Source organism: Sphingobium ummariense RL-3 (assembly GCF_000447205.1).
GTDB classification, from domain to species: Bacteria; Pseudomonadota; Alphaproteobacteria; order Sphingomonadales; family Sphingomonadaceae; genus Sphingobium; species Sphingobium ummariense.
Genome location: NZ_AUWY01000113.1, coordinates 25,307 through 44,507 on the forward strand (window position 1 = coordinate 25,307; position 19,201 = coordinate 44,507).

Consider the following 19,201-nt stretch of genomic DNA (forward strand, 5'->3'; position numbering starts at 1 on the left):
CTTCTATGGACAAGGCCCCGGAAAGCGAGATCATTGGCATCGCCGAAGCCGGCCTGATGCTGAGCGTCGAGGGACAGGAGCAGATTGCCCCTTGGTCTGCGATCACGATGGTTGAGGCTGTTCTGGCACTGGTCGATTGGGCGGGCGACCAGCGCATGGCTGTACTGGTCATTGCGATCATGCTGGACGCCGACGAGCGAATCTTCATTGTCGCGGAAAGCGAACTGCTCTGGGCGCCGCTGGTATCGATCCTGTCTCAAATCCTCCCAGGCATACCCTCTGTCAAAATATGGGGCGCGCAACTGGCCGCTTCCGGCAAAGTCGCGCTCTATGAAAGAGCAGGAGGCTTGCAATGACACCGACAATCCTTGATCCCCTTTCGACTGAGATGCGCCATAATGCGTGCAGAACATGATTTCATCGAGGGGCCCTTCGCCATTGCGGAAGACCTCACCCTCCATGGGACAATCGTCGGTGACGCGGCGCTGCAGGAAGGCGTGCGGTTCATCCTGCACGGCACGATTGCGGGCAACCTCACCGTCAAAGCGGGCAGCCGTGCCCTTATTCATGGCACAGTCTCGGGCCGCATCTATAATGACGGTGGACGGGTCGAGGTTTTTGGGATTTGCGAGGCCGTGGAAAATCTGGCGCCCGATGCGGTGTCGATCATCTCGCCCACCGCGCATGTGCGGCGCGGGCGTGTGAACCGGAGATGCGGTCTATGATCCTACTGGCCCCGCCGCCCGCGCTGGCGCTACCTGCGATCGTGGCATCGGCCGACGACCAGACGCGGACCCGCTTCCTGGAATTTTTCGCGGTCACCATTCGCAATCCGCATACGCGCCGCGCCTATATGCGGGCGGCGGGCAATTTCCTCGCCTGGGTCGCCGCGCGCGGTGTGTCGTCGCTCGCAGCGGTACAGCCGCTGCACGTAGCGGGATGGGTCGCAGCGTTGGCGCACGAAATGAGCGCGCCCAGCGTCAAACAATAGCTGGCCGCCATGCGTCACCTGTTCGAATGGCTGGTGACCGGTCATCTTGAGGTGGTGCCGGTTTTTCGGACAGGGTGTTAAGCTACTCCCGACCTGATGGATTGGTACGGGAATGAAGACGACAAGGAAGCGCTACAGCGCGGATTTCAAGGCGAAGGTGGCGCTAGAGGCGATCCGGGGCGACCTGACGCTAGCGGAGTTGGCTGCCAAGCATGGCGTGCACCATACGATGATCGCATCGTGGAAGCGGCAGGCCATCGAGGGAATGGCGAGCACCTTTTCCGGAGCCGGTGATGTAGCCAAGGCTGTCAGCGAGAGCGAGGTCGAGAAGCTGCACGCCAAGATCGGGCAACTGGTCGTGGAGCGGGATTTTTTAGCGAAAGCCTTCGGTCGATGAGCGTGGACCGGAGGCGGGCGATGGTCGAACCTGCTCACCATCGCCTGTCAATCTCGGCGCAGTGTCGCCTGCTGCGGATCAGCCGCTCGTCCTATTACTATGCGCCGGCGCCGGAGACCAATGAAACGCTGGCACTGATGACGGTGATCGACGCGACGTTCCTGGACTGCCCGTGGTATGGCAGCCGCCAGATGGCGCGGCACCTGCGGCGTGCCGGACACGAGATCGGTCGCCGTCGGGCACGGCGGTTGATGGCGAAGATGGGCCTGACGCCGATCTACCAGCGTCCCCGCACGAGCGATCCGCATCCGCAGCACCGGGTCTACCCGTATCTGCTGCGCAAGCTGGCGATCGAGCGGCCCAACCACGTCTGGTGCGCCGACGTGACGTACATCCCCATGCGCCGGGGCTTCCTCTATCTGGTAGCGGTCATGGATTGGGCGACCCGGAAGGTCCTGGCCTGGCGGTTGTCGAACACCATGGATGCCGGCTTCTGCGTCGCGGCGCTGGAAGAGGCTCTGGCCCGGTTCGGCAAGCCGGAAATCTTCAACACCGATCAGGGTAGCCAGTTCACCAGCTTCGCCTTCACCAGCGTGCTGCGCGAGGCCGAGGTCCGCATCAGCATGGATGGTCGGGGACGGTGGATGGACAACGTCTTCATCGAGCGGCTTTGGCGCTCCCTGAAGTACGAATGCGTCTACCTCCATGCCTTTGAGACCGGTTCGGAGCTGAAGGTTGGTCTTGGTCGGTGGATCACCTATTACAACACCCAGCGTCCGCACTCGAGCCTTGCCGGCAGAACGCCGGTTGAGGCCTATCGGCGAAACGGGCAATCAGATCATGGGGGGCATGCCCCCCATGATCTGATGATCAAGCAGGCGGCATGAACGACAACCGGGATTAGCTTAACTCAGCCGCCAAACTGTCCAGCAAGGCGGGACCACCTCAGTAGCAGCTATGCATTTCTGTTTGGTTTAAATTCAAAATAGTGCGGAGATGTACACATTTTAGACGGATATTGACGAGTGAGTATCATAAGGCGCATCGACAATCGCATCAGGTGAATTTATCACATTTCGGGCATCAACATAACGGGACGCACTTTAATGAGCGAAAATGCTAACCAGACTGAACTTCTTGTCACCTTGACCAGCGACATTGTTGCCGCACATGTATCGAACAACAGCGTGGCTGTCGGTGATGTCGCTACGCTCATTGCCAACGTGCATAGCGCTCTTTCAGCCCTAAATCAGCCCGTAGAGGCTCCTGCCGAGAAGCAGGAACCCGCAGTGTCCGTGCGGTCATCGGTAAAGCCTGACTACATCGTCTGTCTTGAAGATGGCAAAAAACTCAAGATGCTTAACCCGGCTTATTCATCGGGCTCAGTCAGCAGGGTTGGCGGGAGTGGTGTAAGCGATTGCTTTGATGTAGGAAAATGGGTGTCTAGACCAGTCCTGCAGCGAGGCAATTTATGCCACGGGCCACACCCGCCGGGAGCGATGATAGCGCGCCGGGATTTTCGTTTCCAGCGATCGGGCGCAAGAAGATCACAGCCGCGTTCGACGGAGGTCGGCTCACCTCGGATGGCGGTGTTCTGCTGCTGGCACAGGCCGAGCGCGCGATGGGGCTTTGCCGGCGGCTTGCGGCTTGCATTGCCGATCCGCGGGACCCTGTGCGGGTGATCCATCGCCTTGATGACATCCTGCGTGCCCGGGTGTTCGCGATCGCCTGCGGCTATGAAGACGCCGATGATCTCGACGCTCTGCGCGACGATCCGGGCTTCCGTCTGGCGCTGGGCAAGCTGCCGGGATCGGGCGCGGGGCTGGCCAGCCAACCGACGATGAGCCGGTGGGAAAATGCGCCGACCACACGCGAACTGGCCAGGATGATGGCCGCGATGATCGACATCTACTGCACCAGCTACCCCGCCGCGCCGGCGGCGGTGACGCTGGATATCGATGACACCTGTGACGTTGTTCATGGCTATCAGCAGCTCTCCTTCTGGAACGGGCATCATGGCGAGCGCTGCTTCCTGCCGATCCATGTCTACGACACTGCCACCGGCCGACCGGTGGCGATGCTGCTGCGCACCGGCAAGACACCGTCGGGCGCCGAAGCTGCCGGCCACATCCGGCGCCTGGTGCGCCATCTGCGCCGGCACTGGCCCGAAACGCACATCACCATCCGCGGCGACGGGCACTATGGCCGGCCCGAGGTCATGGCCTTCTGCGAGGCGGCCGGCGTCGACTACGTGTTCGGCCTGCCGACCAACGCCGCGCTGCGTGCTGATCCCGAAATCGTCGCTGCCGCCGATGCCTGCGCGGTTAAGCGGGCTCAGCGCCAATATCCGGTCCTGCGCAACTATGCCGAGACCCGCTACGGCGCGAAGAGCTGGAAGTGCCAGCGCCGCGTCGTCGCCCGGATCGAGGCCAGCACGCTGGGCATGGACATCCGCTATGTCGTCACCTCGCTGGCCGAAGGTTCGGCTGAGCATATCTACGACACCCTCTACTGCGCGCGCGGCAACGCCGAGAACCTGATCAAGCGCCACAAGACCCAGCTTGCCAGCGATCGTACCTCGTGCCGCTCAGCCAATGCCAACCAGATGCGCCTCATCCTGCACACCGCCGCCTACTGGCTCGTGTGGCGCATCCAGCAGGAAATCCCGAAGGCTGCCGCGCTCGCCACCGCCGAGTTCGCAACGCTGCGCCTGCGGTTGCTCAAGGTCGCCGCCCGCGTCATCGAAACCGCTACGCGCATCCGCGTCGCCTTCGCGTCAGCCTGTCCCGATGCCAGCCTGTTCAGAACCATTGCCACCGGCCTCCGGCCGGCACCCACATAACCAGCGCGGCAGTGCCGCCCAAAGCCCGAGCCCTCGTCCTTCAACCTCGAAAAGCCCATCGATCCTGACGCGGTGAAAAAAACCGCCGGAGGAGCTTGCTCTGATCACCCGACGACCGACAAACCATGCTCGCACGAACCCGGAGCGGAGGCCTCATGAATAGTGCGGGTTAAGCGCCATTTGATGACGCGCTATCAGATGACCCCGGATGAATATCGCGCCAAATGGGGACTGCCGGCTGACTATCCCATGACCGCCCCCAATTATGCTCAGCAGCGCAAGGACCTGGCGGTCAAGATCGGCCTTGGACGTAAGCCAAGACAGGGCAAAAAGACTGCTGGAGGCAGGCCGTCGACAAAGAAGAGCGCTGAGAAGCCTGTGACAGAGTGATTATGGCAACATCTTGCTAGCATAGGAGCGCTGGCGAGGGCTGTTAAAACGAGAATCCAATATAAAACGCCCCCTGCCCGTTTCGGGGCAGGGGTCAGGAAAAAGAGTGCCTCTGGTAAGATGAGCCATTCTGGGTCGCGGGCTTTCCATAGGCAGATAAATTGCAACGGCGAAATGAATTTCGCACCATAACGATGACATTTTCTGTAAGATTTCGACCGGCACGCCGGGAAAGCGCGCGATCGTCGGCGCGGCCGTCTGTCGGGTGCGCGTATAGGGCGACGTGACGATGAGCGCGGCGCTTGTGTCCAGCTCGCCGCGACCGCCCTCGCCTGTTCGTAGCCGCGCTCCGTCAGCTCGATCGTCGCGAGATCATGGCAGGGCACGCCGGCGTTGCCGGTGGATTCGCCGTGGCGGATGAAGATCGCTCGCAGGGCTCCGCCTATGCCGCCTGATGCAGCCCGTCGCTGACCTCCCAGCCCCGACAGGCCAGCAGGATCGGCTTGGGCACTCTCTTTTCGCCATTGGAATAATAGGCGACCATCCGGCGCGAGACGCCCAACGCGTCGGCCGCCTTCGACAGCGACAGGGCATGGCGCAGCCGCCATTCGAGAAAGGCGCGCACGTCGCCATGTCCGGTTGCCGAGAGCGTTTCGAGCCACAGCATGTCCGCGCCCAGCTCGACCCCCGATGGCCAGGTCAGGCTATGCCCCCAATCGCCTAGCTCGACCTTGGCGAACTCGCCGGGATCGCGCAGCGCGGCGAAGGCGCGATCATCGAGGATCGCGCCCAGCTCGATATCGGCGGCCGTGCCATCCGACCACGACACATGCAGCACCGAAGGACCAATCGCGCGCACGGCGGCAATGGTGCGGGTCTTGTCGGTGACGTTCATCCGTTCAACTCCTGCCATGTCTGCATGAGCAGCGCCTGGTTCGGCCCCGCCCATTCCAAAGCGTCTTTCAGGACCGCCGTTGGCACGGTGCCGACGATCAGCTCGAACGTCGCGATTGCCACCGAGCAGCGGAAATCCGGGCCTTCGATGTGAAAATGCGGCACGCCATGATCGCGACCATAGACGGCAATCTTCCAGCGGGGACCGCGAAACATCGTGACCATGTCTCAATATAGTGCAACTGTTGCACTAGCGCAAGCGTAGGGTCGTTCTCACCTGAAGGGGCTTTCAGCCGGACTGCATGACGGAGGCGATCCAGCGCAATCCGCTATTATATGTATATCTAAACGATGGCGTTATGATACCAGTTAGCCATTAGAAAGACATATTGGCGCGTCCCTTCGGGCACGGCTCTATCTCCGCCTGAAGGCTACGACCGAGCCCGCAAGCGGTCTTGGCGCATAGGCGTGACGATCCTCGCGTGAGGGCCGGGGCAAGGCCCCTGCCCTGCTGTGCCGGCGTGCTCTGGCGTGGATCTTCGTTTGAAGGGGGAAAGGCGGTCCCGGCCGCCTTTCCCCCGCAACGGGATTAGACGGGGCCGTGCCTCGCTGCGCTGCGGCCGCTCCACCCCCGTCGAATCCCGCTGCCCCCCTCTTTCGCCGGCGTTCTTGGGCGTCCGTGTTCCGGCCGATGGCATGGCCATCGCCGGACAGGCGATCGAAGGGAGTAGAAGGCATGACGCAGGACAACCGCGAAAGCTGGCTCAACCGGGTGGCGGCGGGCATGGCTCCGCTGTTCGAGGCGCTGGAAAGCCCCCTGCCCTCGCGCGTGCGGGTCGCGATCGGCTTCACCAGCGCGGGCCGCAAGGCCAAGGCGATCGGCGAGTGCTGGGGGCGTTTGCGGGAGGGGGCGGCTTTTCCGGCAGTTTGGTCTGTGACGGAATAATGTCGAGCGCCCGATAGACGGTCATTCGTGAGACCTTCAGGTCGCGGGCAACGCGGGCCTTGCTGGCGCCGGCGGCAAGGCGACGGCGGATTTCATCGTCATCGACGTTCTTCTTCCGGCCTTTGTAAACGCCTTCGGCGCGCGCCGCTTCGATCCCGGCGCGCTGACGATCCTTGATGAACTTCAGCTCCATATCGGCGACCATGCCGAGTATGGTGATGACCATTCGCCCCATGTCGCCCGCCGTCGTCACCTCTGGCTCAAGGATGCGCAGCGAAGCTCCCTTTTCATCAAGCTCATGCACCAGGTTCAGGACATCGCGCGTGGAGCGGCCGAGCCGGTCGAGCCGCAGCACGACCAGCTCGTCGCCGGTGTGCATAAACTGCATGATCGTTTCCAGTTCCGTGCGCCCGCTCCGCGAGGCCCCCGATCCGGTCTCGGAACGGATAATTTCGCAACCTGCATTCTTGAGGCGGCCAATCTGGATATCCAGATCCTGGTCCGTGGTGCTGACGCGGGCATATCCGATACGAGCCAAGTGCAAAATCCGTCACATTAGGGTGGCTCTTGCAGTGTATCGTCACATTGAGCGCAAACCCACCCTTTTGTGACAGACGAATGGTGTCACTCGGCCCTATCACTCTGGGGTGTACCCAAATGTTATAGGCCGATCAGCCGCCTCACGCTGCAAGCCGTCCAAAATCAATCCGGTCGTTCAGGTCGAGGTCGAAGCGGCCATAAAGGTAGCCGACTGGCTCAAATATATCGAAAATGGCGCGGCAAAATCGGGCACCGCCGATCCGATGGGCACCTATGACTTTACATGGATGTGGGAAGAACTGGGGCTTAGCGACCTCCGGCGGTAACGGCCATCATACGGTTCTTGAAATGTTCTCGCTTAGCGTTGTCTGGCGTACCTTCCACGCGATGCCCTCTCCCTCAGAAAAGACTCTATGCCTTCACGCCCAACGCGACGCCGGCCAATGTGCGAGCGCTGGTCGGAGGTAAGATCAATGAACCGCTCATCGAGCGCAACTGGCCCGACATCCTGCGCATCATGGCGACGATCGCAGCGGGGATCGTCGCCCCCAGCCAGATTCTTCGCAAGCTCGCCTCTTACCCGCGCCAGAATGAGCTGGCCCTCGCATTGCGAGAGGTGGGCCGCATCGAGCGAACCCTGTTCATGATCGACTGGATTCTTGATGCCGGCCTCCAGCGCCAGGCTCAGATCGGCCTCAACAAGGGTGAGGCCCACCACGCCCTAAAGCGCGCCATCAGCTTCCACCGCCGAGGTGAAATCCGGGATCGATCCGGCGAAGGCCAGCACTATCGCATCGCCGGAATGAACCTGCTCGCCGCCATCATCATATTCTGGAACACCATGAAGCTCGGCGAGGTCGTCAATACCCGGGCCGCCAGCGGTACCCATATCGCGCCTGATCTACTCGCCCACGTCTCGCCGTTGGGATGGGAACACATCAATCTAACCGGGGAATATCGCTGGCCCAAATCCTTAGCGTAGGATTCCGCCCCCTCCCGCAAACGCCCCCTCATGAGGCACGATGAAGAAATCTGACAGGGCAAAGAAACATACCGGCAAGGTAATCGAGGCGGCTGCACGCGCTCATGAAGCTCTCGACTATTTCAACGGCAACGTCACAAATCCGTTCGATGAGCTAACATGGCCCAGCATTGCCGAAGGTTATCTTCTAGTCGCACAGAAGGCGGTATCAGACGCATTGGTCGCTTTGGAACGTGCAAACAGCGTTGGTTGGACCAAGCACGGCCAATAACTATCGTCCTGGCCCTTCCCGCGAACGATCGCGGTTCCTAGATCGTTCGCTCTGCCGCTTCCGCTCCATCGCGGCTACCGATCGCTCATGAATTGTAGGCGTTCGCCCTGCCCCCACAAATTGCCGCACCTGGTCGGCAAGCTGGCGGTCAGCTGGATCGCTGCTTGTCTCAAGCCGCTTGGCGGCAGCTAGATAGCGGTGTTGCGTCTCATTCCATGCCTGCCGCCCGCGCACCACGAAATCCGGAGCGGTTGACCGCCCCGCCAGCTGGTCTCGCGCGGCCGCAGTGATCTTCTGATTGGCAAACGGCGCAGGTGCGGTGCCGGCCATGTAGCGCTGCCTCATCCGATTCAGGGCCATGCTCTGACCGGCTCGGCCGACACCACGCGCTGCGCGAGGCGTTGCCTCGGCAGTAACCCCCCTCGCCCGCAATTCCTCTGCAAAGCGCTCCCGGTAATGATGCAGCGTTTGAGGTCGCGGGTTGAAGCGTTGCCCTGTGTCGCCGCGCGCGGCAACCGTCACATGCACGTGGGGCCGCGGTGTGTCCGTATGCAGCGCCAGGACGTAATCCCACTCATGCCCGATCTCGCTGCGCGCGACCTCGCGCACCGCTGAAAGAACCTTGTCGGGGTCTGTCCCTGCCGGCATCGAAAAAACCATGCTCACGGCGGCTACGGTAGAATTGTCACGCCAATAGACAGGATCGCCCCAATCGCGCGCCAGCTCCGCCCGAGCTTCCTTGTCAGTCAGTATGTCGCCATCACGCGTTTCAAGCGGCACATCGCCTTTCCGGCCGATATAGTCGAAATGCGCAGCCGCGTGGTTCTTGCCCTTCGGCCTGCCCGTAACCTTGACCATGACCTCCGGGGCACGGCTGACAACGCGAGCAAGCCGCGCCCGCGTGCTCCCGCCCTGGCCTGCCCGCCTCGAACTCAGCGAGCGCAGCAACATATCGGCCCCGCGCCTGTTCGGGTCGCTGGTCAGCTTTGGTTTGAACAGCGCGGCAAGCTGTCCCGCCTCAAAGCTGCTATCAAAGTCGCTCACTGGAAACCTCCCAATAGGACAGGTCAGCTTTCGTAGCGGCGCCGATACCTTCGACGGCCGCGCCGATCGCCGCGCGCAGGTCGTTGACCTTTTGCAGCTCGCCGGCGATCTCCGCTGCATTGTCCGCCAGCGCCATCTTGTTAGCGGCTCGGGCGATCTGATTCACGTTGCGCCCAATGCGCTGCAACGCCTGACGGCAATTCAACAGCTCTTCGCGCAATTCGCGATCGACAGGCGCGGCAATGCCGATGTGTCGCCGCACAAGAGCCATGGCCCAGGTCGCCGGGGTCATGCGGCGCTCTTTTGCGCGATGGCGGATCACGGCCAGTTCGGTTTCGGTCGGCCGAAGATAAAGGCGATGCTCGCCAGCGGCCTCGCGGTCAACAAGAGGTGCGGCCTCGCTGGCCGCCCCGGACTGCCGGAGCACGGCGTCAACCAGTTGACGCATGAAGGGGCCGCGCCCTCCCCTCGTCTGCGCAAGCGCGTCAATCTTTGCGAGCTTGGTTGCCTCGATCTTGAAGCCCAGCGTCTTTTCCATGTGGGGTAGGTATCTCCCAACCGTGAAGCGCGATCCGATAGGATTGAGCGTATCGGTTAACATTAGCCGCCGCAAGGCTTATCCTGCCATACAGTAGATACCTACCCCACAAACAAAAAGCGGTGGCAACTGCCACCGCTCTAAATTCCACGTCGCCTCGATGCTGAGAGAACGTGGACGGTAAAAGCTATCAGAAGTCGAAGGTTTGGGGCGCGGCCTCGCCGTCGAACCGAACCGTGACCTGGCCACTTAGAACAATCCCGCGACGGCCCTGAATGATGATAGCCGGTGCGTCGGTAGCCTCTTTCGGCTGACGGGGGGCGCGCGGCTTGTGATCGGAAGGATCGGCAAGCACGGCCCCCTCCCCTTCCCGCTCGTCGTCGTGAGCGTCCAGTTCAGGCCGCTCCCGACGATCGTCCGTCGCACTGGTAGCAGCTGCCACCAAGGCGCGCGATTCTTGGGGCGACGCTGGATCGTCGATCGCTTTAGCGGCACCGGCCTGCGCGGTCTCTTCCTCGGGGCTGCCTTGGAGCGTAGCAAGAAACTGCTCACAGGCGGCGGCTGTCGGATTTTCGTTTGCTGCCACGAAATTGCGCGTGGCCTGCTCGTCCAGCTCGATCGCGTGTTTGATCGCGACGGCGGCACGCGGAGAACAATTCTTCAACGCGGCAAGAATGTCCTCGGGCAAGGTGCGCAGCGAGTAGAGCCGCTTCACTTCCGAATGCGGCTTGGCGATGCGCGCGGCTAGATCCTTTGTCGAGAGCGTGTCACTGACGCGGCTCGCGATGAAACTGACGCGCTCAGCCAGACTTAGGGCTTGGCGTTGCTCGTTCTCAAGAAACTGGTCGAGGCCAATATCGCGCTCGGCGTCCGCCTGATCCAGAACGGTGTCGATCTGGTCGAAACCAAGCTGGCGGCACGCGCGATAGCGCCGCTCTCCGTAGCGGATGATGTAGCGACCGTTCGATGTTGGCGCGACAACGATGGGTTGCAGCAAGCCGCGGTCCTTGATGGTTGCGGCCAGTGCATCAATCTCGGCCTGGTCGAACTCCCGGCGAACCTGCGTGGGGTCTGGATCAATGTCATCGAGCGGAAGGCGCTGAAACCGTCCAGCTGCCTTGAACTCGGTATTCGCGGGGACGGCCGAAAAGTCCATCGCGTCCATATCGAAGTCGGCAAAGCTCTTCTTCGCCGGTTTGACAGCTGCCTTGCTCATGCGGCTTCCCTCTCAGCTTGATCGACAATGTAGGAGACGACTTCGCGCACGATCGGCGCGCTACGCCGCGTGTCCTTTGCCAAGCGCCAAACGGGAATTTCGAGTAAAGCCGCCTCGCGCATGTGCTCGCGGTGCGGAATGGTGTGCGGCACCACATTGGCAGGAAGCGCCTGCCCAATGCGGTCCATCAGCATTTTTGAAACTTCGCTCGTTGTCTGAACGCGGTTGAACACGATCCCGAACCGGGTCGCGTTACCCTCCCCGCGCACCTTGTTTGCAAGGCTGATGCTTTGCGAGATTTCGTTGAGCGACTGACGCGCGGTTTTGTCGGGGTCCAGTGGGACCGCGACATAATCGGACGCAATCAGCGCCATGAGGTTCCGGCCATCCCACGCGGGCGCAGTGTCGATCACGCAGTAGTCGTAGTGCTTGGCAAGGCCGGCACGAATGGCGCGGACATAAGCGCCGATGTGCTGGCCTTGCTGCGGGCTGTCAGTCGTCAACTCGACGATCTGCCGTGTGTTCTTGAAACAGGCCAGCGCCGGAGGTTCTTCGTTCGGGTCGAAGTCAAGAATCGACTGAACCGGGCCGATCTGCTCGAACTCGGCTTTCAGCATCCCGGCACTGTGGCATTGCTTGTCCAGGTCCAGGACCACGACACGCTTGCCCTGCTCGGCCAGATGCCACGCAATATGACAGGTAAGCGTGGTCTTGCCGATGCCGCCGCGCTCATTGGTCACTACGATTGTTCGCATTGAGAATCCCTTCAATGGCTGCGCCACGGGCTACTTGTGCCAGCGGTTATGAGCGGCGCTGTTTCCCGATCCGAAGCGATACTGCGACTGCATATACCATGGGTTCGGATCGTCGTTCAGGTTGAGGCCCTTGCCCTTGCGGCGCGGGCCGGTCTGTTCGGTTGGTGGGTCTTTGCCGAAGAAAACGATCAGCACGAAGACGGCGACGGCTCCCACTCCTAGCCAGCCAAAAGCGAAATAGGCCGCGAGTCCGACTGCAAGGACGACGATCAGCGCGGTTGCCGCGATCGCAAGCCACAGGGCAAGCGATGCCCAAAGCATGACAGTCCGTAGCACGCTGGCTGCGCGCCGAAGTTTGCTGGCAATCTCACGGCGCATAGCGGCCTCCTAAGCTGTTCGGCTCTCGCCTCGCTCGGAGCCGATCAGCTTAGGGAAAGGCTGCTCCCTGAAGATGTTCGGCACCTCGGTTCGCAGGGCACGCGACATACGTAGCGCCGTCAGCAAAGTGGCGTCCTGTCTGCCGTTCTCGATGGCCGCGACTGTTTCAGGGGAGACTTGAATCCTCGCTGCCAGCTCGGATTGCGTAAGTCCGGAAGCGACGCGCAAGCTCGCTACACGATTGAACAGTTTGGCTGCCACACATGCCTCACGTAGTTAAACCCTATTCTTGTTAGGGTCTGTGAAAAGCATTGTCCACAAAAAAGGGCGGCCACCAGGCCGCCCGTTTTAGGTGAAAGGGGGGGGGGCTTAGTCAGCCCCGCCCCGAACCAAGATACCCAGCCCCTCAGCGATCAGGTCCACCGAGTAGCGGGTTTCGCCATTGCTCTCGTAGCTGTTCTGGCGGACCCGTCCGGTGATGTGAACCAGGTCGCCCTTGCCCAAGTCAGCGGCGCGCTCTGCCAGCTGGCGGAAGAACGTCACGCGGTTCCAGTGCGTATCGGTCTTCCATTCATCGCCATCCTTGCGGTTGTAGTTCGCGGCGACGGAAACATGGGTGACTTTATCGGTCGTATCGACACTGCCAACGCGGCCGATGATCCGAAATTCAGCGATGTTCTGCATGGTAGTCTCCTTTGGATAAGCGTTGCTGACGGATTTTTTGCGGCGGAGCTGAGCTACGCGGGCAAGCTGAAAATGGGAGGGTCCGCTTGCGGAAACCCAAGGCCGAAGGCCGGTTTTCTGCTTGCCCGCATTAGTGGCGATGTGGAGTTCGTATCCGTCAGACAGCAACGCCCAAAGGAAACGGCCCGAGTAGATGCAGCAATTTGGACTGGCGGCGGTGGCAGCTGCCACTGGCCATTGGCACCCATAGGTCGCTGCGCTCGATCGGCACGGCGGGGATTGGAAAACCCTGTCGCGGCTCCGCCGCTCTTTCCGTAGCTGGCAGTCCGTTGACGCGAGCAGGGGACTGCCGGTGGCAGCTGCCACCGGCTTGAAGCCGAACAGAAAGGGCAATCAGCGGTTCCGCTCACGATGATTTCGCTGAGGGCTGGGTTCTTGCACCTGGGCGGCACGATGGGCCGCCCACACCCGCTTGACGGTGCTGCGGTCGCAATCGGCCAGCTCTGCCGTTTTGGCAATGCTCTTGCCCGCTTCGCGCAATGCCACAATGCGGGCGTGCGTTGCCCGATCGCCTTTGCGCCCTCCGCTGCGCCCTGCGGCCTTTGCCAAGGCGATACCTTGGCGCTGTCGCTCGCGGCGATCGGTGTAATCGTCGTGAGCCATCTGCAGGGCGATCTTCAAGAGCATCGCCTGAACAGATTCGAGCACGATGCGGGCGATGCCCTCGGCGTCGGCCGCGAGGTCGGACAGGTCCACGACGCCGGGAATGGCAAGTCGCGCGCCTCGCGCACGAATTGTCTCAACCAGCTGCTCGGCCTCGGCCAAGGGAAGACGACTAATCCGGTCAATCTTCTCGGCAATCACCACTTCACCGGGTTGAAGATCGGCAATCATACGCAGCAACTCGGGGCGGTCGGCACGGGCACCCGATGCCTTCTCCCGATAGACTGCCGCGACATAATAGCCCGCTGCCTTCGCCTCGGCTACGATGGCATCCTGTCGGCGTAAGTCCTGTGCATCGGTGCTGACGCGCAAATAAACGCGGCCGATCTGCGGCGCGAAGGCGGGGGACGGCTCAATATCAGTGGCCATCGTTTGTTGAAGCTTCCTTGCCTAGCTGGGGACCATCCGGGGGCGAGGCCAGCATGTTGGATATGCTGGCTTCTGCGCTCGCGATCGCATCGCGGATTTCATCGGCCTGTTCGCGCAGCGCCGCCAATTGGCGGTCGCGCGGCAAAATTGCCCTCAGCCAATTAGCGCGCTGCTCGATTTGAGCGATCTGTTCGGCAAAAAACTGAGCGTCGGATCTCATCCGATCAAGCTCAGCCTGCGCCACGCGTAGTTTGCGGTTCCAAGCGGAATCGCGCGCCTTCGCTCGCCTGACCTCGTCCCGGTCTTGCTTGGCTTTGCGCTTCCGCTCCTGATCTAGCGCCTTTTGCAAGGCATCGCGTTTCCTGATCCGCTCGGCCTCAGCCGCTTCATCACGCCTGCGCGCGATCAAAGCATCCAGCGCCGAACGATCGTGAATGTCTATGTTGTTGCAGACCCATCTGATCCTTCGGAATGCCTTGTCCTCGATTTGGCCGATGCGGCTTGGCGACACACCGACGATCTTTGCAGTCGCGGCAAGAGTGAGCGCGGGAGAGGGGCCAAGCCCGATCCGCAAGCGGACAACCTGTTGCTCATGCGGTTCCAGCATCGCGATCAACCGCTCGACGGTTCGATGGTCGGTGATCGGCCTCTCTACATCGCGCTTTGCAAGCCGAGCTGCGAACAGCTCCATGGCCGATTTCATCGCGTCGTCCTGACCGTCCATGCAGGGTTTGAACCTCGCTCGTCCAAATATGGCGCACAATCTATACCATCTGCGCTAGGCGCGAAAGCCATGGCGCAAATAGCTTCTAGAGCAACCCTATTGCGCCATGCTGCCCGTGCCGACATTCTGCGCCTAGCTGTAGGCGATTGCAAAGATACTGGCCTCTGCTCGCAAACAGCGCGGATTTCTGCTCAGATTTGCTGACAGCAGGTGGGCCATGCTGCTCACGCTATGCGACAATGTGCTCGCCATCATCCGCGCCTGCTCGCAAACGGAGAAGGCCTGTTCTCGCTTTCTGCCAATAGCGAGGAGTGCCGGTGAGCGGTCTGGCAGCGATCGTTCCCGCCGGGTTTGCCGTAAGCATCAGCGCTCCCACTTCCTCAGGCTAGCAACGGATTGATCGTATAATGCCTGGAGCGAGCCGACCTGATTGTCTCGGAAGTGAATCGTCAGCACGAGATTGTCATACGGCAGATTGGCCGTGCAGAGCCCCGGCCGCGAGCCTCCGCCCATGGCGGAGCAACTCGCCAGCGATGGAGGACGCTTCTGACCTGCTTCGGCTGGCAACTGGTATGTCCAGAAAACACCATCACTTACCTTGCGCAGTGTTCGGCCGCGCCATGAAAGCGGGCGACTTGCGCAGACAGTCGAGTTGACAAGCGCCTCTGTTCCCGCTGCGCGGGCACACATCCGCTTCTTGCTTGCCACGCCCACCAAGTTTCGCTCCGGCAAGCTTGCGCTCGGATTTAGGTAGAACGAGAACCCGTCGCTGGGATCGAGCGCTGGTAGAAAGAACGGCTTATCATTGTCGGATATGTCGTTGGCTCTCGGGATGTCGAAGACTCGTCCCTCCAACCTCCTCTCGGCCGAGGCCGAGCACGCGCTGAGCAAGCTGACGATCGATAAAGAAGCTGCGGTAAGATGCCTGTTCATGCCGGCAGGCTATGAGAGAAGCGCAACGTCCACAATCGGTGGCACAGACGACATGCGTTGCGTCCGCGTGCGGGAGATACCAAGGCGAGGACAGCCAGTATCATATCGGCACACCGGCTTCGCGGAGCCGCTCGGTCAGGTCGCGGGTGTGTTCGGCGTCCAGCGTTCCGGCGAGGAACGCGCGTATGTCGGACGGCCGGGTGTTGAGCTGGCTGGCGAGCGCGCCCGCATCGTAACCGTTGCGCGTCAGCGTGGGTTCGAGGTCGTCAATCGCCCGCGACAGCACCTGCTCGACGATCTCGGCCGTGACGGGCTTGGCAGCGAAGCGGAAGCCCTGCTCGAAGGCGAGTGTCAGGTGCATCTCGATCTGGAGCGGGGTGCGCAGGCGCTCGGCGATGAGGTCGATCGCGTCCTCGTTCATCAAGTCGGCAACCTTGACCCCCTCGGCCGCACAGGCGCCGAGCAGCCAGGCAACATAGTCGCGGCGTTCGGCGCCGATGCCCTCATAGTCGAAGGTGGTCGTGCGGTAGCCGATCTCTTCCATTTGCGGGCGGCGCAGGTCGTTGCGTAGCCGAGGATGGCCGACCAGAAGGACCGACAGCAGCACGCCGGCATCAGCCACCACCTCCATCAACCGCTTGAGGCCGGTCAGCGTCTTGTGGTGCAGGTCATGCGCCTCGTCGACCACCAGTACGACCGGGCGCTTGCCCTTGCGCATGATGTCGCGCAGGTCGCGCTCGCGGCGCTCGGCCTGCTTGGGAATCTTCACCTGGGCACGGTCACCGGGCGAGAGATCGTAGAACAGCGCCTCGATCAGCGAGGGCAACGAGGTGCGGCGCTTGTCGACCGCAAGCGACTTGGCGACGGCGACCTTGCCCGCCCGGGCCAGCTCGTCCTCGATGCGGCGCAGCAGGTGCGTCTTGCCCGATCCGACCAGGCCGGAGACGACGATCAACCTGCCGGTCTGCACGGCCGCACAGACCTCGCGCACGAGGTTGCGCTGATGCTCTGTCTCGAAGTTGCCGACGCCTTGGAACGGGCGGGCGAGCCCGTAGCTGGATTGAACGTCGGCGAGCATCAGCTTGTCCCCCGTCTTGACTGGAACCGCTCTCGGATGCGGTCAGCGATGATGGTCTTGTCGAGCGTTTCGCCCAGCAGCGCGTCGATGAAGGCGCGGTCTGCCTCAGGCAGCGAGCCGAGCGGTCGCCGGAGCTGGTCGACGATGGCGTGGCGCGCCGCGAGCCCGGTCGGGTATGCCGTCTCGACCGCCGGCTCCGGAAAAGGTGTTTGCCGCACCGCGAGCCCTGCGGTGGAGGGCGGCAGCGACGGCAGCGGCCGGTCGCCGCCCGTCACGGTCGCGCGGGGCAGCCCCAGCTGGTCAGCGAGCCGGACCACCTTGTCGAGCCGCTCCTCGGCGCGGCTCTTCTGATACTTGCGATAGCGGTAGAGCGGCACGGCGCCGCGCGACGGCTCGTAAGGGCCATGCCGCTTGCCGTCATGCTCCACGAAGAGCTGCTGGTCGAACAGCCCCCAGAGCAGCGTCACCGTCTCGCCGGCGAGCTCGGGCTCGACCTCGTAGGAAGCGCCCTCAACCGAGACGGTCGCGTCGCCCGCAACGGTGCGCCGCTCGGGCTCACGAGCGAAGGCGCAGAACCGCTCCCATGAACACATGGCCCGCACGCCATCGCCGGGCAGGTGCCGCAGCCAGTGCTCGATCCGCGCGTGTGGCTCGGAACGATGGTCGCCGTTGTTGTAGGTGACCAGCGCACGCCGCATCCACAGATTGGCTTCCGCCTCGTCCTTGGGTTTGTGGAAGTGGTACAACGTCTCGTGCACCTCCTTCACCGTGCGGAACGGCCGCTCGACCTTGCCCTTGGCGCGGGCCGCGGTGTGCCGGTCGTCGGCCTTCGGCGGCAGATGGGTGAGGACGCGCACGCCGAGGCTGCCCATCACCGACTGGAACACGCGCGACCGGCTGACCGGGCCGTTGTCCATGTAGATCGTGACCGGCAGGCCCTGGAACGGCAGTTCGGGCTCAGGCTTGGCGGCGAAGGCGTTGAATAGAAAGCGCAGCGCGGACTCGGCATCCTCGCCATAGACGCTGCGATATTCCTGGTAGACCACGCCCGAGCAGTCATCGACGGCCGAGAACAGCATCAGCGTGGGTTTGCCGCGACCCTGCTCGATCCAGAGCGGCGCCTCGACCTGCTTGAGGTCGGACGGGCTCATGTCGAAGTGCCACAGCTCGTTGGATCGCCGCGCCTGAAAACGAACGGCTGCGTGGGGGCGGGTCACGCGGGCATAGTCCAGCCCTGATGAGCGGAGCAGCCGGTCGATGGTCGCCCGCTTCAGCAGGCCGGGTGCTACCTTGACCAGGCCCTCCGGCGTCTCGACGCCATCGGTTTCCAGGAACTCGATGGCGCGGGCGGTCGAAACGTGCCGGCCCTTCTTGTTGGTGGTCCTGATCTTCAGTGCGGCGACGATCTCGGCGTAGCGCTCCATCTCGGCCTGCGGGGCAACCCGCGTCGCACCATGGTCGGACCGGCGCACCGACTTGGGGCGGTTCAGCTCGCGCAACGCCCGGTAAAGGGTCCAGATGGAGATGCCATAGGCCTCGGCCGCACGGGCGATGATCTCGGTGCGACCGGGGTCGCGTGGGGGCAACAGCGACAACCGTCGGCGAAGATCGATCAGCGCCTCTCCAGGCGGTCGCTTCGCCCGGTCAGCCATGGGCTGTTGCAGCCTCCTTGATCGATGCACCGCTGCCGCGCTTGCCTGCATAGCGATAGAGGGTCGCGACCGACACGCCCATGCGCTTGGCGATGTCGCGCACCGGCAACGTGCCCTCCTTCATCATCGCCCGTGCCGCGGCGACGTCGCTCGGGCGCATTGCCGATGGGCGGCCACCCTTGCGACCCTGCCGGCGCGCCTCCACTAGCCCCGCGGTAGTTCGCTCGCGGATCAGGGCACGCTCGAACTGCGCGATGGCGCCGAACACGTGAAAGGTGAGCATGCCACCCGGCGTTGTCGTGTCGATGCTCTCGGTCAGCGACACCAGCCCGATCTTCTCGCGCTCCAGATCCTCGGCCGTGGCGATCAACTTCTTGAGCGAGCGGGCGAGGCGGTCGAGCTTCCAAACAACCAGCGTGTCGCCTGCGCGCAGCACGTCTTCCAGAATGCGCGCCAGTTCGGGCCGGTCATCGCGCGCGCCCGACGCCTTTTCGGTGAACACCCGCTCGCAGCCGGCCCGCCGCAGCGCATCGAGCTGGAGCTCGGGGTTCTGGTCGCTGGTGCTGACCCTGGCATAGCCGACCCGCATGAGCGTCTGATCTTCTCCAAACTCGTGCGGGGCATACCGTTTTGCGACGCGGGTTTCCAGAACAGTTTTGACAAAGTGCGGCCCGCAGATTTACGTTGCCGGCCCAGCAAGGCGATCGGCTCGTCAGAAACGGTCGTTTTGCAGAACCGCTGAGGAGCCGGGTTCATGCAGGTGCTCGATACGGTTGGCTGGGTCGGTGATGGCGACGACACCGACTTCTTCCTCGCAATCGAGCGCACCTTCGATCTGCGCCTGCGCTCGAACC

21 protein-coding genes and 6 pseudogenes are annotated in these 19,201 nt (G+C 62.5%); 10 read left to right on the top strand and 17 right to left on the bottom strand.

The features are described 5' to 3' along the window. The first annotated feature begins 5 nt into the window (after positions 1-5). The 7 genes and pseudogenes from M529_RS41540 to M529_RS0124955 all read left to right on the top strand — a co-directional run. Entirely contained in the window at positions 6-356 is a 351-nt protein-coding gene (locus M529_RS41540; RefSeq protein WP_021319147.1) for a hypothetical protein, read from the top strand. A gap of 42 nt (positions 357-398) precedes the next feature. Continuing rightward, positions 399-725 (top strand): hypothetical protein, encoded by a 327-nt coding sequence (locus tag M529_RS41545; RefSeq protein ID WP_021319148.1) that lies wholly within the window; start codon positions 399-401, stop codon positions 723-725. Further along, positions 722-1,066, top strand: a pseudogene (locus M529_RS41550) (site-specific integrase); the annotation flags it as partial. The gene M529_RS41545 and the pseudogene M529_RS41550, both read left to right, overlap by 4 nt. A gap of 37 nt (positions 1,067-1,103) precedes the next feature. Beyond that, positions 1,104-2,275 (top strand): IS3 family transposase gene (locus M529_RS41560; RefSeq protein ID WP_096673909.1). Its coding sequence is split into 2 segments (ribosomal slippage): positions 1,104-1,368 and positions 1,368-2,275, totalling 1,173 coding nucleotides; the frame shifts between segments, so codons are not numbered across the junction. 219 nt (positions 2,276-2,494) lie between these two features. After that, positions 2,495-2,749: pseudogene (locus M529_RS48555) on the top strand (MucR family transcriptional regulator); the annotation flags it as partial. A gap of 110 nt (positions 2,750-2,859) precedes the next feature. Beyond that, the gene (locus tag M529_RS41565) at positions 2,860-4,230 is read left to right on the top strand and encodes an IS1380 family transposase (RefSeq protein ID WP_020817822.1); all 1,371 of its coding nucleotides are present in this window, start codon (positions 2,860-2,862) and stop codon (positions 4,228-4,230) included. A gap of 168 nt (positions 4,231-4,398) precedes the next feature. Beyond that, a pseudogene (locus M529_RS0124955) lies at positions 4,399-4,620 on the top strand (MucR family transcriptional regulator); the annotation flags it as partial. Positions 4,621-4,830: 210 nt separating this feature from the next. On the opposite strand, the pseudogene M529_RS48560 reads toward M529_RS0124955, so the two are convergent. From M529_RS48560 to M529_RS41575, 3 genes and pseudogenes are all read right to left on the bottom strand, one after another. Then, positions 4,831-5,054, bottom strand: a pseudogene (locus tag M529_RS48560) (phosphoglycerate mutase family protein); the annotation flags it as partial. A gap of 8 nt (positions 5,055-5,062) precedes the next feature. Continuing rightward, a complete protein-coding gene (locus M529_RS41570) occupies positions 5,063-5,515 on the bottom strand; it encodes a DUF2442 domain-containing protein (RefSeq protein ID WP_021319153.1) in 453 nt (150 codons plus the stop codon). Further along, entirely contained in the window at positions 5,512-5,739 is a 228-nt protein-coding gene (locus tag M529_RS41575) for a DUF4160 domain-containing protein (RefSeq protein WP_017503387.1), read from the bottom strand. The genes M529_RS41570 and M529_RS41575 overlap by 4 nt, the downstream gene beginning before the upstream one ends. Before the next feature lie 511 nt (positions 5,740-6,250). On the opposite strand from M529_RS41575, the pseudogene M529_RS50360 reads away from it, so the two are divergent. Continuing rightward, positions 6,251-6,406, top strand: a pseudogene (locus M529_RS50360) (transcription elongation protein SprT); the annotation flags it as partial. Here the strand turns inward: M529_RS50360 and M529_RS41580 are convergent. Next, on the bottom strand, positions 6,363-6,998 hold the full coding sequence (locus M529_RS41580; protein ID WP_021319154.1) for a recombinase family protein: 636 nt from the start codon (positions 6,996-6,998) through the stop codon (positions 6,363-6,365). The pseudogene M529_RS50360 and the gene M529_RS41580 overlap by 44 nt on opposite strands. A 321-nt stretch (positions 6,999-7,319) precedes the next feature. Here M529_RS41580 and M529_RS41590 point away from each other — a divergent pair. Both M529_RS41590 and M529_RS48575 read left to right on the top strand, forming a co-directional pair. Further along, positions 7,320-7,982 (top strand): annotated as a pseudogene (locus M529_RS41590) (Tn3 family transposase); the annotation flags it as partial. 40 nt (positions 7,983-8,022) lie between these two features. After that, positions 8,023-8,253, top strand: coding sequence for a hypothetical protein (locus M529_RS48575; RefSeq protein WP_006953926.1), 231 nt, complete (start codon positions 8,023-8,025; stop codon positions 8,251-8,253). On the opposite strand, the gene M529_RS41595 is transcribed toward M529_RS48575, so the two are convergent. The 13 genes from M529_RS41595 to M529_RS41650 form a co-directional block, all read right to left on the bottom strand. Continuing rightward, a complete protein-coding gene (locus M529_RS41595) occupies positions 8,254-9,204 on the bottom strand; it encodes a relaxase/mobilization nuclease domain-containing protein (RefSeq protein ID WP_236617710.1) in 951 nt (316 codons plus the stop codon). A gap of 79 nt (positions 9,205-9,283) precedes the next feature. After that, positions 9,284-9,835, bottom strand: coding sequence for a plasmid mobilization relaxosome protein MobC (gene mobC / locus M529_RS41600; RefSeq protein WP_004213273.1), 552 nt, complete (start codon positions 9,833-9,835; stop codon positions 9,284-9,286). Between the two features lie 190 nt (positions 9,836-10,025). Then, positions 10,026-11,051 carry a ParB/RepB/Spo0J family partition protein gene (locus M529_RS41605; protein WP_004213274.1) on the bottom strand — a complete coding sequence of 342 codons (1,026 nt, stop codon included), beginning with the start codon at positions 11,049-11,051 and terminating at the stop codon, positions 10,026-10,028. Beyond that, a complete protein-coding gene (locus M529_RS41610; protein ID WP_004213275.1) occupies positions 11,048-11,806 on the bottom strand; it encodes a ParA family protein in 759 nt (252 codons plus the stop codon). Before M529_RS41610 ends, M529_RS41605 begins: the two co-directional genes overlap by 4 nt. Before the next feature lie 30 nt (positions 11,807-11,836). Next, positions 11,837-12,184 carry a hypothetical protein gene (locus M529_RS41615; RefSeq protein WP_004213276.1) on the bottom strand — a complete coding sequence of 116 codons (348 nt, stop codon included), beginning with the start codon at positions 12,182-12,184 and terminating at the stop codon, positions 11,837-11,839. A 9-nt stretch (positions 12,185-12,193) separates the two neighbouring features. Further along, complete coding sequence (locus M529_RS41620) at positions 12,194-12,445, bottom strand: helix-turn-helix transcriptional regulator (RefSeq protein ID WP_007016081.1); 252 nt, start codon at positions 12,443-12,445, stop codon at positions 12,194-12,196. A 108-nt stretch (positions 12,446-12,553) separates the two neighbouring features. Beyond that, positions 12,554-12,868 (bottom strand): single-stranded DNA-binding protein, encoded by a 315-nt coding sequence (locus M529_RS41625; RefSeq protein ID WP_004213277.1) that lies wholly within the window; start codon positions 12,866-12,868, stop codon positions 12,554-12,556. Between the two features lie 393 nt (positions 12,869-13,261). Next, complete coding sequence (locus M529_RS41630) at positions 13,262-13,960, bottom strand: recombinase family protein (RefSeq protein ID WP_004213279.1); 699 nt, start codon at positions 13,958-13,960, stop codon at positions 13,262-13,264. Further along, positions 13,950-14,684: a sigma factor-like helix-turn-helix DNA-binding protein gene (locus tag M529_RS41635; protein ID WP_006953917.1), complete on the bottom strand. Its 735-nt coding sequence runs from the start codon at positions 14,682-14,684 to the stop codon at positions 13,950-13,952. The genes M529_RS41630 and M529_RS41635 overlap by 11 nt, the downstream gene beginning before the upstream one ends. 363 nt (positions 14,685-15,047) lie before the next feature. Beyond that, entirely contained in the window at positions 15,048-15,617 is a 570-nt protein-coding gene (locus M529_RS49380; protein WP_062121710.1) for a hypothetical protein, read from the bottom strand. Between the two features lie 100 nt (positions 15,618-15,717). Further along, positions 15,718-16,695 (bottom strand): ExeA family protein, encoded by a 978-nt coding sequence (locus M529_RS41640; RefSeq protein ID WP_007685991.1) that lies wholly within the window; start codon positions 16,693-16,695, stop codon positions 15,718-15,720. After that, complete coding sequence (locus tag M529_RS41645; protein WP_007685992.1) at positions 16,695-18,347, bottom strand: IS481 family transposase; 1,653 nt, start codon at positions 18,345-18,347, stop codon at positions 16,695-16,697. The genes M529_RS41640 and M529_RS41645 overlap by 1 nt, the downstream gene beginning before the upstream one ends. Next, complete coding sequence (locus M529_RS41650; protein WP_007685993.1) at positions 18,340-18,936, bottom strand: recombinase family protein; 597 nt, start codon at positions 18,934-18,936, stop codon at positions 18,340-18,342. The genes M529_RS41645 and M529_RS41650 overlap by 8 nt, the downstream gene beginning before the upstream one ends. Positions 18,937-19,201: the final 265 nt, after the last annotated feature.

What these genes read in the sequence shown, in the direction of transcription:
- M529_RS41540 (WP_021319147.1), top strand. Translation starts at nt 6, where the DNA reads ATGGACAAGGCCCCGGAAAGCGAGATCATTGGCATCGCCGAAGCCGGC.
- M529_RS41545 (WP_021319148.1), top strand. Translation starts at nt 399, where the DNA reads ATGCGTGCAGAACATGATTTCATCGAGGGGCCCTTCGCCATTGCGGAA.
- M529_RS41565 (WP_020817822.1), top strand. Translation starts at nt 2,860, where the DNA reads ATGCCACGGGCCACACCCGCCGGGAGCGATGATAGCGCGCCGGGATTT.
- M529_RS41570 (WP_021319153.1), bottom strand. Translation starts at nt 5,515, where the DNA reads ATGAACGTCACCGACAAGACCCGCACCATTGCCGCCGTGCGCGCGATT.
- M529_RS41575 (WP_017503387.1), bottom strand. Translation starts at nt 5,739, where the DNA reads ATGGTCACGATGTTTCGCGGTCCCCGCTGGAAGATTGCCGTCTATGGT.
- M529_RS48575 (WP_006953926.1), top strand. Translation starts at nt 8,023, where the DNA reads ATGAAGAAATCTGACAGGGCAAAGAAACATACCGGCAAGGTAATCGAG.
- M529_RS41595 (WP_236617710.1), bottom strand. Translation starts at nt 9,204, where the DNA reads ATGTTGCTGCGCTCGCTGAGTTCGAGGCGGGCAGGCCAGGGCGGGAGC.
- mobC (WP_004213273.1), bottom strand. Translation starts at nt 9,835, where the DNA reads ATGGAAAAGACGCTGGGCTTCAAGATCGAGGCAACCAAGCTCGCAAAG.
- M529_RS41605 (WP_004213274.1), bottom strand. Translation starts at nt 11,051, where the DNA reads ATGAGCAAGGCAGCTGTCAAACCGGCGAAGAAGAGCTTTGCCGACTTC.
- M529_RS41610 (WP_004213275.1), bottom strand. Translation starts at nt 11,806, where the DNA reads ATGCGAACAATCGTAGTGACCAATGAGCGCGGCGGCATCGGCAAGACC.
- M529_RS41615 (WP_004213276.1), bottom strand. Translation starts at nt 12,184, where the DNA reads ATGCGCCGTGAGATTGCCAGCAAACTTCGGCGCGCAGCCAGCGTGCTA.
- M529_RS41625 (WP_004213277.1), bottom strand. Translation starts at nt 12,868, where the DNA reads ATGCAGAACATCGCTGAATTTCGGATCATCGGCCGCGTTGGCAGTGTC.
- M529_RS41630 (WP_004213279.1), bottom strand. Translation starts at nt 13,960, where the DNA reads ATGGCCACTGATATTGAGCCGTCCCCCGCCTTCGCGCCGCAGATCGGC.
- M529_RS41635 (WP_006953917.1), bottom strand. Translation starts at nt 14,684, where the DNA reads ATGGACGGTCAGGACGACGCGATGAAATCGGCCATGGAGCTGTTCGCA.
- M529_RS49380 (WP_062121710.1), bottom strand. Translation starts at nt 15,617, where the DNA reads ATGAACAGGCATCTTACCGCAGCTTCTTTATCGATCGTCAGCTTGCTC.
- M529_RS41640 (WP_007685991.1), bottom strand. Translation starts at nt 16,695, where the DNA reads ATGCTCGCCGACGTTCAATCCAGCTACGGGCTCGCCCGCCCGTTCCAA.
- M529_RS41645 (WP_007685992.1), bottom strand. Translation starts at nt 18,347, where the DNA reads ATGGCTGACCGGGCGAAGCGACCGCCTGGAGAGGCGCTGATCGATCTT.
- M529_RS41650 (WP_007685993.1), bottom strand. Translation starts at nt 18,936, where the DNA reads ATGCGGGTCGGCTATGCCAGGGTCAGCACCAGCGACCAGAACCCCGAG.